The organism is Pantoea sp. S-LA4, assembly GCF_054482835.1.
Map to the genome: position 1 here is coordinate 398,236 of NZ_JBTLRC010000004.1, position 14,097 is coordinate 412,332.

Genomic DNA, 14,097 nt, shown 5'->3' on the forward strand with positions numbered 1-14,097 from the left:
TAATCGCATTCTTCTCAACTTGCAGACAAATACTATGAAACCACTCTCAGCTGTGAATGAACCGCCCAAAGCAGCCCCTGCTGCGGCGGGAAAAAAGAAAGCTATCATGCTTGCCTTACCGGTGTTGGTCGCGGTGCTGTTGCTACTGGTGCCGGTTCCTGCCGGGCTCGAACCCTACGCCTGGCACTTCTTCGCGATCTTTGTCGGCGTGATTGTCGGGCTGATTTTTGAGCCACTGCCTGGCGCGGTGATCGGTCTGACCGGTGTCGTCGTCATCGCCCTGTTCAGTCAGTTTTTGCTGTTCAGTCCGGCGGAGCTGGCTAACCCGAAATTCAAACTCGCCGGTGAGTCGTTCAAGTGGGCGGTCAGCGGTTTCGGTAACTCTACCGTCTGGCTGATTTTCGGTGCCTTTATGTTCGCTGCGGGCTACGACAAAACCCAGTTTGGTCGTCGACTGGCGCTGATCCTGGTGAAATATCTGGGTCGCCGCAGCCTGACGCTTGGCTACGCCATTACCTTTGCTGACCTGTTGCTGGCACCGTTTACGCCTTCCAACACCGCGCGCAGTGGCGGCACCATCTACCCGATTATTGCTAACCTGCCGCCGCTGTACGGCTCTAAACCTAACGATCCGAGCGCACGTAAAATCGGTTCTTATCTGATGTGGGTTGCCATTACAGCGGCCTGTATCACCAGCTCAATGTTCCTCTCTGCGCTGGCACCGAACCTGTTAGCACTGGCGCTGGTGAAAAGCGTTATCGGTTTCGATATCTCATGGGGAATGTGGTTCCTCGCCTTCCTGCCGCTGGGTGTGTTACTGATTCTGACCATGCCGCTGCTGGCTTACTGGTTCTATCCGCCTGAAGTAAAAATCAATGATGAAGTGCCAAAATGGGCAATCTCAGAACTGGAAAAACTGGGCAAACTGACCCGGAACGAAATCCTGCTGCTGGTATTTGTTGTCTGTGCCCTGCTGATGTGGATTTTCGCGACGGCCTGGATCGAACCGGCGATGGCGGCACTGCTGGTGATTATCCTGATGCTGTGGACCGGCGTGCTGAACTGGAATGACATCACCAGCAACAAAGCGGCCTGGAACACCTTTGCCTGGTTCGCAACCCTGGTCGCACTGGCCGATGGTCTGGCCCGTGTCGGCTTCATCGCCTGGTTAGGTAAAGAAGGCGGCATGCTGTTACAGGGATATGACCCGCAGGTTTCCGCCGTGGTGCTGTTAATCGCCTTCTTCCTGCTGCACTACCTGTTCGCCAGTACCACTGCGCACACCACCGCACTGTTACCGGCCATGCTGACCATTGCGGCATCTATTCCGGGTATCAACATGCCAGTCTTCTGTCTGATGCTGTGTACCTCACTCGGTGTGATGGGCATCATCACGCCTTACGGCACCGGTCCAAGTCCGATTTATTACGGCAGCGGTTATCTGCCTACCAAAGACTACTGGCGTCTGGGTACCATCTTCGGTGCCATCTTCCTGGCTTCAATGATGCTGATTGCCTATCCGTGGATGGTGTGGATGTTCTGACCGGGTTAACATGCAGATCAACGCGTTATAAGATACCATTCCACACCTTACCCGCCGCCATCCCGGCGGCGGGTAAATATAATAAACGATTAATTCGCCGATGATGTTGACCCTCGCAGCCCTTCGCGACGGTTCAGCTGGTCATTAAGTGAGAAAAAATGTCGAACAAACCTTTCTTCTATCAGAACCCCTTTCCTCTTACCCACGAGGATACCGAATACTATCTGCTGAGCCGCGAGCACGTCTCAGTCGCTGAATTTGATGGTCAGGAAGTGCTGAAAGTGGCACCGCAGGCCCTGACACTGCTGGCGCAGCAGGCGTTCCACGATGCCTCATTTATGCTGCGTCCGGCGCATCAGCAGCAGGTCGCCTCGATCCTTGACGACCCGGACGCCAGCGACAACGACAAATATGTCGCGCTGCAGTTTTTAAGGAACTCCGAAATCGCCGCCAAAGGCGTACTGCCAACCTGCCAGGATACCGGTACCGCCATCATCATGGGTAAAAAAGGCCAGCGGGTCTGGACCGGTGGTGGCGATGAAGCCGCGCTGTCGCAGGGCGTCTATAACACCTTTATCGAAGATAACCTGCGCTATTCACAAAATGCGGCGCTGGATATGTATAACGAGGTCAACACCGGCACCAACCTGCCTGCGCAGATTGATCTCTACAGCGTGGATGGCGATGAGTATAAGTTTCTCTGCATCGCCAAGGGCGGCGGCTCTGCCAACAAAACCTATCTCTATCAGGAAACCAAGGCGCTGCTCAGCCCTGGCAAGCTGAAGAATTACCTGGTCGACAAAATGCGTACCCTCGGTACCGCCGCTTGCCCGCCTTACCACATCGCATTTGTGATTGGCGGAACCTCGGCCGAAAGCACCCTGAAAACCGTCAAGCTGGCATCGACCCACTATTACGACGGATTGCCGACCGAAGGTAATGAGCATGGTCAGGCGTTCCGCGACGTTCAGCTGGAACAGGAACTGCTGGAAGCCGCGCAGCAACTGGGCCTCGGCGCACAGTTTGGCGGTAAATACTTCGCCCATGATATCCGCGTGATTCGTCTGCCGCGTCACGGTGCCTCCTGCCCGATCGGCATGGGCGTCTCCTGCTCGGCAGACCGCAATATCAAAGCGAAGATCAACCGCGACGGCATCTGGATTGAAAAACTGGAAGCTAATCCAGGTCGTCTGATCCCTGAAGCACTGCGTCAGCAGGGTGAAGGTGAAGTGATTCATGTCGATCTGAACCGTCCGATGGAGCAGATCCTGGCGCAGCTGTCGGCTTATCCGGTCTCTACGCGTTTGTCGCTGACCGGTACCATCATCGTGGCGCGTGATATTGCCCATGCCAAACTGAAAGAGCGCATTGATAACGGTGAAGGTCTGCCACAGTACGTGAAAGATCATCCGGTCTATTACGCTGGCCCGGCCAAAACCCCGGAAGGCTACGCTTCGGGATCGCTCGGCCCGACGACTGCAGGCCGGATGGATTCTTACGTTGATCTGCTGCAGGCGCACGGCGGCAGCAAAATCATGCTGGCCAAAGGTAACCGCAGTCAGCAGGTGACCGATGCCTGTCAGAAGCATGGCGGTTTCTATCTGGGCAGCATCGGTGGCCCGGCTGCGGTACTGGCGCAACAGAGCATCAAGCATCTGGAATGCGTGGAGTATGCTGAACTGGGGATGGAAGCGATCTGGAAAATTAAGGTGGAAAACTTCCCGGCCTTTATCCTGGTGGATGACAAAGGGAACGATTTCTTCCAGCACATCGAGCGTCAACACTGCGCGAAATGCGTGAAGTAATAAAAAGCCCCGCAAGCGGGTAATGCTCGTCAGTTAAGGTTAAATGTGCAAAGGCTGTCACGGTCAGACGTGGCAGCTTTTTTTCTGCGCGAGCGTGCCGGAGTGCGGGCCCTGAGCACCGCTGCTGCTGTCGGGCCGTCCTCGCGCCGCTGCGCGGTTCCTTCGGCTTTGACGTCGTGCCGACCAACCGTTCGCGGATCGGCCTTCCCTGGCCGGCCCCGACCTCTCCACGCTTCCCGGCGTGGCGTTCTGGCCCAACGTCACGCCTCAGCGCTGCGGATAGCCCTTTCAGCAGCAGAGGCGCTCAGGTCTTCACGCTCGTGCCCTTTTTAACAACACGCACTGAAGTTTCAGAGCAGGCTGGGGTCGATCAGGGGCAGGCAATCCGCAGCGCTGAACATTAGCCAGGAGAGCCCGCAGGACGCGGGCGAAAGGCGGGGCGGCACAGGATGTGCCATCCCCGCCGGTCCGTCAGGCAGAGGAATGACGTGAAGGTACCGCGCAGCGGCGCGAGGACCGCCAGCCCCTGAGCGGCACCAGACTGCGTTATCACCTGTCGCTTAACTGACAAGCTACCGCAAGCGGGGCTTTTTTTAACCGCGCTGCAGCCGTTGCAGCGCCGCTTCAATCGGTTGATCGCCGGTGGTCAGCTCGATTATCTGATATTTGATCGCCGGATTTTCAATCAGGGCGACCAGCGTAGCCGCGACATCATCACGCGGGATTTCACCGTAAGGAATTGCCAGATCGGCCTTTACCCGACCGGTGCCCGCGGCATCCGTGAGCGTGCCCGGACGCAGAATCACCCACTCCAGCCCGCTCGCCACCAGCCGCGCATCCGCCAGCCGTTTGACCCGCATGTAGTTCTCGAAGCCTTCTGATATCGCTTTACCGCGACCGGCATCGGGAAACGCCGAGACCAGAATAAAGCGCGGTACGCCTGCCTGCTCCGCCGCCGCGACCGCCAGATCCAGGCCATCGCCGTCAATCGCGTTGGTTAACGCAATACCCGCGCCACCGGCACCGGCGGTGAAAACCACCACCTCGTGACCGGCCATCTGTTGCGCCAGCGCATCAACCGTCAGCTGCTGAATATCGCCAGCTACCGGCTGCGCACCCGCCGCCTGCAGCGTCGCAGCCTGCTCCGGTTTACGATGCAGTGCCGAAACCGCGTGCTGCTTAGCGCTCAACTGACGCGTCAGTCGCAGGCCAACTTTTCCGGCCGCGCCGATAATAAAACATGTCGCCATCATTTCAGTTCCTCTGTTCATTGAGCGAGAGCCGAAGTATAGCCATCCGCCAGAAACAGAACAGGCGCCTGATGCGGCGCCTGTGTGATTACTGCGGAATGACTTTTTCCGCTTTCAGCTTATCAAACAGCTGAGTGAAGGAGTCGAGCGTGCTGCGATAGCCGGTGAAGCCAGCTTTGCGGCTTTTGCTCATGTCGGTAAAGGCTTCCATCGGACGTCCCAGGTCGGCATCGGTATGCCACCAGGAGGCGAGCTTGCTCACATCCGCTTCACGCAACTGGTGCTGCCGGGCAATCTCCTGCCACGCACTGGCCGCCTCCTGCATCCGGCCTTCCAGCGGCATCATCTGCGCCGGGAAATCGGCAGCCTCGATACCGAAATACTCAGCCAGTTTCGGCCACATCCAGCTCCAGCGGAACACATCGCCGTTCACGGCGTTGAAATCCTGATTGGCCGCCGCGGGTGAGGTGGCCGCCCAGTGCAGTTGCTCGGCCAGCAGACCCGCATCGGTCATGTCGGCGACGCCATTCCACTGCTCTGGTGAGCCGGGGAAGATAAACGGCCAGCCTTTCTCTTTGCACAAAGTGGCATAAACCGCCAGCGTCTGGCCCATGTTCATCGCGTTGCCGACCGCGTAACCAATGATGGTGTGCGGACGATGAACGCTCCAGCGGTAGTCATACTTTTCCGCGCCCGCAAACAGCTCATCTTCCTGAGCATAATAGAAGTTGTCGACCGGCTGACGGCCCTGCTCTTCACGGAACGGCGTCACCGGCACCGCGCCTTTACCGTAGGCTTCAAACGGCCCCAGGTAGTGTTTCAGACCGGTTACCAGCGCGACGTGCGCGCCCTTCAGCCGCTCGCCCAGCGCCTCAATCACGTTGCGCACCATGCCGCCGTTGACCCGGATGTTCTCTTTTTCATTTTCCTGACGCGCCCAGACGCTGAAGAACAGCGCATCTGGTTTCACTGACTTCAGGGCCTCACGCACCGCATCCGCATCGGTCAGATCGGCGGTCAGGCTGGTCGCGCCTTCCGGCACGGCGCCGCGTCCGCGTGACAGGCCGGTCACTTCCCAGCCCTCCTGCTGCAGCTTGTCCGCCAGTGCCCGGCCGATAACGCCGCTGATACCCACAATCAAAGCCTGTTTTTTCATTTGATTTCTCCTCGTTTTGCGTAATGCTAAGCCTAATAGAGAATCCAGTTCTTATCTCTGGCATTAATTCACAGCATTCTCAACCTGAGTTCATTAATCGATGCACGATCAGCGCCTCAAAGATATCCTGCCTTTTGTTGCCAGCGTGGAGTGCGGCAGCTTTACCGCTGCCGCGGAGCGACTGCATGTCACCGGCTCGGCGGTGAGCAAAAGTGTCAGCCGGCTTGAAATAAGATTAGGCTCCCGATTGCTGGAGCGCACTACCCGCAGCCTGCAACTGACCGATGCCGGCAGCGCCTACTACCAGACCTGCCTGCGTATTCTGGAGGATCTTGCCGAAACCGAGGCGGTGCTGGCGGCGCAGCGCACCATTCCCTCCGGACGGTTACGGCTGGCGGTGCCGAACACCTATGGCCGGCTGAACGTGATGCCATTGCTGATGCCGTTCTGTCAGCAGCATCCGGAACTGGCGCTCAGCCTGAGTTTCTCCGACCGCTTCATCGACCTGTTTGATGAAGGGGTTGATGTGGCGGTACGGATTGGCGGTGCGCCCGATCTGCCTGCTTCACTCGGCTGGCGTAATATGGGCCGTGAGCAGATGCTGTTCTGCGCCGCGCCAGCTTATCTGGAGCGTGAAGGCCGGCCGCAAAACGAAACAGAGCTGCTGAATCACCGCGCCATCCTCTATGAACGCGTCGACGGCTCCATAAAACCCTGGCTGTTTACCACCGAAGATGGGCAGCCAAACTGGCGGGATGTGCCATTTCGGATGGCCTTAGGCGATGTGGATGCACAGATGCAGGCGGTTACAACCGGTCTTGGCGTGGCGCAAATGCCTTCGTGGCTGATTCGCCATGCGGTGGCTGCCGGGGAGCTGGAGATTATTCTTCCTCAGCTGCAACCCGACGGGCTGACGCTGAGCGTAGTGTGGCCCCGTCGCAAACAGTTCCTGCCGAAAGTCGATGCCCTGCTCTCTGCCCTGAGCGGGCTGGTGATCCGCTAAGCTGACGCCGCCGGGTATTCTGTCGCCCGGTTATTAATTTTTTTCTCAGCATTCGGGATGTTTATTTCATCCTGATGCTATTTACTTGCCATTAAGACAATTCCATTCTCTTTTCAGTCCCCTTCTCCGCTTTATTTTTTGCCGCCACTCTTTATGCCTCCGTGAAATAAATGGCGTAAATTCAATGAAGTTATTCAGCGACTGATGGAATCCCATCAAAATAAAATAGCCAGAAGGCTTGAGCTCACAAAATGAAAACAAAGTTCCAAATATAATTTAACCCGAAATATAAATATCAGTAGGGTGAAGGCTCCTTCTATTCTGACGTTTGACCTGGCCTGTTTTTACCTGGAGTTTTCATGGAAAAAGAACTGTATATCTCGTCGAACCCGGCATCCGGCCCGAATAGCGCCACCCGCACCGAGCCGTTTGTGAAGATTATTGCGCTGGTGGCGACGCTGGGCGGATTACTGTTTGGCTACGATACCGGCGTGGTCTCCGGCGCACTGCTGTTTATGCGGGGCGATCTTCATCTCACTCCCCTGACCACCGGACTGGTGACCAGTTCGCTGCTGTTTGGTGCGGCGTTTGGTGCGCTGGCCGCCGGTCATCTGGCAGATGGCCTTGGACGCCGACGCATTATTATCGCGCTGGCGCTGATTTTCGCCCTGGGTGCAGTGGGATCGGCCATCGCCCCGGACGTGGAATGGATGATCGCCTCACGCCTGTTCCTTGGCTTCGCAGTAGGCGGTGCAGCGGCCACGGTGCCGGTTTACATCGCAGAGATCGCGCCAGCCAACAAGCGCGGCCAGCTGGTGACCTTACAGGAGCTGATGATCGTCAGCGGACAACTGCTGGCCTACATCTCTAACGCCACCTTCAACGATATCTGGGGCGGTGAAAATACCTGGCGCTGGATGCTGGCGTTGTCGATTGTGCCCGCCATTCTGTTGTGGATCGGCATGATATTTATGCCGGAAACCCCGCGCTGGCACGTGATGAAAGGCCGCAGCCAGGCGGCCCGCGAAGTATTAGAGAAAACCCGCGCCGCTGAGGATGTGGAGTGGGAACTCGAAGAGATTGAAGAGATGATTGAAGAGAACCGTCAGCGGGGAAAAGGCCGGCTGCGCGATCTGGCAACCCCGTGGCTGATGAAAATATTCCTGCTCGGCATCGGGATTGCCGCGATTCAGCAGCTGACCGGCGTCAATACCATTATGTATTACGCGCCGACCATGCTGACCGCTGCCGGACTCAGCAACGATGCCGCCCTGTTTGCCACCATTGCGAACGGCGTGATTTCGGTGGTGATGACCCTGGTCGGTATCTGGCTGATCGGCAAAGCGGGCCGTCGTCCGCTGGTATTGATTGGTCAGATGGGCTGTACCTGCTGCCTGTTCTTTATCGGGCTGATCTGCTGGCTGATGCCGGAATATCAGCACGGTGCCGTTAACCTGCTGCGCGCCTGGCTGGTGCTGGCGGGAATGCTGATGTTTCTCTGCTTTCAGCAAGGAGCTTTATCGCCGGTGACCTGGCTGCTGCTGTCGGAGATCTTCCCGGCCAGGATGCGCGGCATCTGCATGGGCGGCGCGGTGTTTTCACTGTGGATTGCCAATTTCGCGATTTCGATGGCTTTCCCGCTGTTATTAGCCGCCTTTGGCCTGTCCGGCGCATTCCTGATATTTGCCCTCATCGGTATCGGCGGTTCCCTTTTTGTTCTGAAGTTTATTCCTGAAACCAAAGGAAGAAGTCTTGAGCAGGTAGAGCACTATTTCTACGCGCTTTATAACGGCAAAAAATAATGCCGCCGCATGGAGCACGCAGAGATATCACTTTCGCCTGATGACGGACAGAAAGGCTATATCGACGTTTAACGGGTGAATAACCGATGGCTGTTCACCCAATTATCACGCACACATGACTTTCAGGAAATCGCTATGACCTTATCTATTGCAACCTCGCGCTTTTGTGTTAATCGCAAAATTGCCCCCAATCTGAGCATTGAACGCTTTTTTAATCTGGTGACGCAGCTGGGTCTGAATAAAGTTGAACTGCGCAACGACATGAAAAGCGGACGCGTGACCGACGATCTCACCGGTGAAGAGGTTAACGCGCTGGCACGTCAGTCCGGCATTGAAATTGTCACGATCAACGCGGTTTACCCCTTCAACCAGCTCAGCGAGGATCTGCTGCAGCGCACCCGCCAGTTGCTGAGCGACGCTCAGGCCGTCGGCGCAGCCTCTCTGGTGCTTTGTCCTCTTAATGACGGCACGCCGATCAGCGCGGCGGAGACCGTGACGGCGCTGCAAACTCTGGCCCCGCTGTTCGCCGACTATGGCATTCAGGGGCTGGTTGAGCCGTTAGGTTTTCCGCAAAGTTCGCTGCGTTCGGCAGCACTGGCGCAGACGCTGATCAAAGAAGCAGATGTCCCGTTCCGGCTGCTGATTGATACCTTTCATCATCATCTCTATGAGGATGCGGAAAAAGAGTTCGAACAGGGCGTTGATGTGCAGCAGATCGGACTGGTTCATCTCTCTGGCGTCACCGATCCGCGTCCGGTCGCCCAGCTCACCGACGAAGAACGCATCATGCTCAGCGCTGACGACCGCTTACGCAGCAAGCAGCAGGTTGAGCAACTGGAAAAGAGAGGCTACACCGGCCTTTATGCGTTCGAGCCGTTCTCATCGGTGATGAATAACTGGCAGGAAGAAGAGATCGCCCGCGAAATTCGTAACAGCATTCACCTGCTGAACCATTCAGCCTGATTAAGGAAGCATCATGACTATCAATATTGGCGTAATCGGCACCGGCGCTATCGGCCGCGAACACATCCGTCGCTGCAGCACGGTTTTACAGAATGCGCGCGTGGTGGCGCTTAACGACATCAATCGTGAAAACTGCCAGCAGATTGTCGATCAGCTCACTCCGGAAGCACGTATCTATGACAATGCCATTGACCTGATCAACGATCCGCAGGTCAATGCGGTGCTGGTGACCTCCTGGGGTCCGACGCACGAAGCCTTTGTGCTGGCGGCGATCGAAGCGGGCAAAGCGGTCTTCTGTGAGAAGCCGCTGGCGGTCACCGCCGAAGGCTGTATGAACATCGTTGAGGCGGAGATCAAAGCCGGTCGCCAGTTGGTGCAGGTCGGATTTATGCGGCCCTATGACAGCGGCTATCGGGCGCTGAAAGCGGTGATCGACAGCGGTGAGATTGGCGAACCGCTGATGCTGCACTGCGCGCACCGTAACCCGGAAGTCGGCGACAGCTACACCACCGATATGGCGATCACCGACACGCTAATCCACGAACTGGATGTGCTGCGCTGGCTGCTGAACGATGATTATGCCAGCGTGCAGGTGATCTTCCCGCGCAAAACCCGTAAGGCTTCGTCACACCTGCGCGATCCGCAAATCGTGCTGCTGGAAACCACCAAAGGCGCGCGTATCGACGTCGAAATTTTCGTGAACTGTGAATATGGCTACGACATTCAGTGTGAGGTGGTGGGTGAAAGCGGTATTGCCCGTCTGCCTGAACCGATGTCGGTGCAGCTGCGCAGCGCGGCGAAACTCTCGACCACCATCCTGACCGACTGGAAGAAGCGCTTTATCGACGCCTATGACGTCGAGCTGCAGGCATTCATTAATAACGTGATCTCGGGCGAGATGAGCGGTCCCTCAGCCTGGGATGGCTATGCCGCGGCGGTGGCGGCTGATGCCTGCGTCGCCGCCCAAAACTCTGGTGATATCGTGCCGGTTAAGATGGCGGCAAAACCGGCCTTCTATCGCTAAAAAACGCTGCACGGCGGGCTGCGCCGTGCAACTCCTCAGCCCTGTTTTCTTTTAATCAGCGGTTCTTCACGCATCAGCAGCGACAGGATAAAGGCCAGCACCATGACGCAGGCCGGCATCAAAAACGCCGCGTGAATCGCCGCACCAAACGCCTGCAAATAATCGTGACGGATATCGACCGGCAGCTGATTCAGCGCCGCGGGTGAGATCGCCGGCGACAGGACGGTTCCGGCCGGTATCAGCGTTTCCAGCTGCGATTTCAGCACCTGGCTGAAAATGGTGCCAAACAGCGCCACGCCAATCGAGCCGCCAATCGAGCGAAACAGCGTTACCGATGAGGTGGCAACGCCGGTCATCGCCGGTTCAATGCTGTTCTGCACCACCAGCACCAGAATCTGCATCACCATCCCCAGCCCCATTCCCAGCACGGCGCTGAACAACTGCAACTGCCACAGCGGCGACGTAATCGTAATCGTGGCCATCAGCGCCAGCCCGACGGTAGCCAGCAAGGTGCCGACGATCGGGAACAGGCGATAGCGGCCGGTTTTGCTGATGATGCGGCCGCTGATAATCGAGGTGGTCAGCAAGCCACCCATCAGCGGCAGCAGTTGCAGACCGGCTTCGGTTGGGGTCGATCCTTTCACCACCTGCAGATAGAGCGGCAAAAAGGTGACGCTGCCAAACAGTGACATGCCAATAATGAAGCCGATCAGACTGCTCAGTACAAAGCTGCGGTTGCGAAACAGCGACAGCGGAATAATCGGTTCCCACGCCCGTCGTTCTTCATAAATGAAGCCGATACAGCCGATCAGACCCAACGCCAGAATGCACCACAGTTGCGGGTCGGACCACGGCCGGATGGTGCCGCCTTCACTGGTAAACAGGGTGATGCCGACCAGCGCCATGCTCAGGAAGACCGCGCCCGGATAATCAATTTCATGCCGGGTACGTTTGCCGCCAGCATTGAAAACGATGCCAATCACCAGCAGGGCGAACAGCCCCAGCGGCAGATTAATATAGAAGATCCAGCGCCAGGAGACATGCTGCACAATCGCGCCGCCCAGCAGCGGACCCAGCACCGTCGCCAGCCCGAAGACGCCGCCGAACAGGCCCTGATATTTTCCGCGCTCGGCCGGCGGGATCACATCGGCCACCGCCGCCATACTGACCACCATCAGCCCGCCGCCGCCCAGCCCCTGAAGGGCGCGGGTCAGCACCAGTTGCGTCATATTCTGCGCCAGGCCACACAGCGCGGAACCCAGCAGAAAAAGCACGATCGCAATCTGCAACACCCGCTTGCGACCAAACAGATCGCCAAATTTACCGTACAGCGGCACCACAATGGTCGATGACAAGGTATAGGCGGTGACGATCCATGACAGCCGATCCAGTCCACCCAGTTCGCCGGTGATGGTCGGCAGTGCCGTGGAAACAATGGTCTGATCCAGCGCCGCCAGCAGCATCACCAGCAGCAGCGCGCTGAATAATAACCGCACCGGGGGCGCGTTCCCGTTAGGCTGATCCTTCAGTTCAGAGATTTTCTCAAGCAAAATTCACGCTATCCTGTTGTTTCGAAGATAATTACACGGCAACCAGGTTACCGCTGCTGAGCGACACGCGCAAGATGGCGCCGACAGCCGGTAAGTATCATAATCCGGAGGCTGTTTTGATGCTCTGTTTTCACTTCGGCTGATTTCAGGCGGCGGCGACAGAGCTGGCGGTGAGGACAGGAGAGAGGCTAAAAACGGACATGACGGGCGAACTGTCGCTAATAAGGGCTGAAGGCAAAGCGGGCTATTCCTCTGACGGCAGCGTTTCCGGCTCAAAAAACCGGTATGATCCATCACGGCGCGCTTTCGCCTGGTACATCGCCCTATCGGCCTGTTCAACTAACACTTTGGCCGATGCGGTCCCGAACCGGGCAAGGCTGATGCCAATTGACGCCCCGATGCGGAGATCCCTACTGTTGATCGCAAAGGGTTTATTCAGGCTCTCCAGAATGCGCTGCGCGATGGCTGACGCTGTTTCTCTGCTGCTGCACTTCGCTGCCACTAAAAATTCATCGCCGCCCAGCCGGGCCACCGAGTCGCCCGGACACATGCAGTGTTGCAGCCGTTCGCTGACCTGCTGCAGCAAGGCATCGCCGGTGGCATGGCCGAGAGAATCATTCACCGCCTTGAAGCCATTCAGATCAATAAACAGCACTGCGGTATAAGCCAGATCGTCGTCCTGCGCCAGCATGCAGCCCACCTGATCGTTGATCCAGGCCCGGTTAGGTAAGCCGGTCAGTGCGTCGCGGGTCGCCAGCTTTTCAAGTTTGCGGATCCTCTCTTTGTCGCGCGTGATGTCGCGCGAAACCAGTACGGCACCAAGGTTACGGCCGGTGGCGGGATCGCTGACGCCGCACGCCCTGGTGCCAAGCGTAATGTAGTGGCCGTCGCGATGCAGTTTGCGTACCTCAACCACATCCGGCAGCGTTCCTCCGTTGAAGAGACGCACCAGTTCTTCTGTCGCGGATGCGCGGTCATCCGGATGCAGATAATCCACCACCCGCTGCCCGATGATCTCATCGGCTGACCAGCCGATCATTTCACTGTAAGAGGGCGAGATCGAAACGTACCTGCCTTCGTTGTTGCAATGCGCGATCAGGTCAGTGCTGTTTTCAATCAACAGCCGGTATTCCGCTGCGGTACGCATCGCCTCCGCCAGCGCTTTGCGCTGTGCGCTGATATCCAGAATGAAACCGTTATACTGCAGGCATGAAGCCGGTGACTGGCCGCCCGGCAATCCTGACACCACCACATGCCGTGTTGTCCCGTCCAGACAGTGGATCGGCACTTCAATGTGAAAAGGTTTCACGCCTTCCAGCGCCGAAGTCAGTTGCAGCGCGATCCTGGCATCATCATCCGCCTGGGCGAGTCTCAGCCATGCACTCAGCGTGACGCCTTTCAGTGCGGGCAGCAGGCCAGTCGGGCTTTCCTGACTGGCGATGCAGATGCCCTGGGCATCCGTGGACCAGACAGCGGAGAAATCAGGTTTGATCACGGTGTTCATGGTGGTCGGCTCCGTTGTTGGCTGACGTGACTAAACAAGCGTAGAACTGATCGTTGCAGACGACAGGATCGCCCCGCCCGCCATGAAGAGGCTTCGCTAAGGGGTTCGGTCAGACGAATAGCAGTCATAAGCAATGGCTTCAGCCGTTACGGCGATGCCAGGTTGCCAGCCGGACGGTGCGGAAAATCATCTGTGACGACATTAAGGATCAGCAGGAATCATCGGTGTTTATCGGCTGATCGGCTCCTAATCTTTAATCAGACCGGCTAAGCTGAAAAACTGACTGGCCTGTTCTTTACCGATCCGTTGATAAGTTATGTCCGGATAGATAATGCAAAACGGGGCTGCTATGCCTGTTGCGCTGAACGTGCTGAATGAAGAACCCTCTATACCGGTTATAAGGTTGTCCCGTCAGGGCCTGCGACTAGCAGCCACAGATCTAACCATTAATAAACTTTAATAAACAGGCAATTGGCTGTTTTTTTGCCGGCGAACAG

At 57.2% G+C, this 14,097-nt stretch carries 10 protein-coding genes; 6 read left to right on the forward strand and 4 right to left on the reverse strand.

All coding sequences use genetic code 11. The annotated features are described in order from the left end of the window. Positions 1-34 precede the first annotated feature (34 nt). Positions 35-1,543, forward strand: coding sequence for an anion permease (locus ACX3P5_RS22395; RefSeq protein WP_233988694.1), 1,509 nt, complete (start codon positions 35-37; stop codon positions 1,541-1,543). 158 nt (positions 1,544-1,701) lie between these two features. Next, complete coding sequence (fumA, locus tag ACX3P5_RS22400) at positions 1,702-3,348, forward strand: class I fumarate hydratase FumA (protein ID WP_458969426.1); 1,647 nt, start codon at positions 1,702-1,704, stop codon at positions 3,346-3,348. Between the two features lie 593 nt (positions 3,349-3,941). Here fumA and ACX3P5_RS22405 read toward each other — a convergent pair. Both ACX3P5_RS22405 and ACX3P5_RS22410 read right to left on the reverse strand, forming a co-directional pair. Continuing rightward, entirely contained in the window at positions 3,942-4,598 is a 657-nt protein-coding gene (locus tag ACX3P5_RS22405) for an SDR family oxidoreductase (RefSeq protein WP_458969481.1), read from the reverse strand. Between the two features lie 88 nt (positions 4,599-4,686). Then, the gene (locus ACX3P5_RS22410; RefSeq protein ID WP_233988690.1) at positions 4,687-5,754 is read right to left on the reverse strand and encodes an SDR family oxidoreductase; all 1,068 of its coding nucleotides are present in this window, start codon (positions 5,752-5,754) and stop codon (positions 4,687-4,689) included. Positions 5,755-5,854: 100 nt separating this feature from the next. Here ACX3P5_RS22410 and ACX3P5_RS22415 point away from each other — a divergent pair, with 100 nt between their 5' ends. From ACX3P5_RS22415 to ACX3P5_RS22430, 4 genes are all read left to right on the forward strand, one after another. Then, positions 5,855-6,757, forward strand: coding sequence for a LysR family transcriptional regulator (locus ACX3P5_RS22415; RefSeq protein WP_458969427.1), 903 nt, complete (start codon positions 5,855-5,857; stop codon positions 6,755-6,757). Between the two features lie 359 nt (positions 6,758-7,116). Further along, entirely contained in the window at positions 7,117-8,559 is a 1,443-nt protein-coding gene (locus ACX3P5_RS22420; protein ID WP_458969428.1) for a sugar porter family MFS transporter, read from the forward strand. Positions 8,560-8,694: 135 nt separating this feature from the next. After that, a complete protein-coding gene (locus ACX3P5_RS22425; RefSeq protein WP_458969429.1) occupies positions 8,695-9,522 on the forward strand; it encodes a TIM barrel protein in 828 nt (275 codons plus the stop codon). Positions 9,523-9,535: 13 nt separating this feature from the next. Beyond that, the gene (locus ACX3P5_RS22430) at positions 9,536-10,546 is read left to right on the forward strand and encodes a Gfo/Idh/MocA family protein (protein ID WP_233988686.1); all 1,011 of its coding nucleotides are present in this window, start codon (positions 9,536-9,538) and stop codon (positions 10,544-10,546) included. Positions 10,547-10,581: 35 nt separating this feature from the next. Here the strand turns inward: ACX3P5_RS22430 and ACX3P5_RS22435 are convergent, their stop codons facing one another. Next, a complete protein-coding gene (locus ACX3P5_RS22435; protein WP_458969430.1) occupies positions 10,582-12,042 on the reverse strand; it encodes an MDR family MFS transporter in 1,461 nt (486 codons plus the stop codon). Between the two features lie 298 nt (positions 12,043-12,340). Next, positions 12,341-13,600, reverse strand: coding sequence for a diguanylate cyclase domain-containing protein (locus ACX3P5_RS22440; RefSeq protein WP_458969431.1), 1,260 nt, complete (start codon positions 13,598-13,600; stop codon positions 12,341-12,343). Positions 13,601-14,097: the final 497 nt, after the last annotated feature.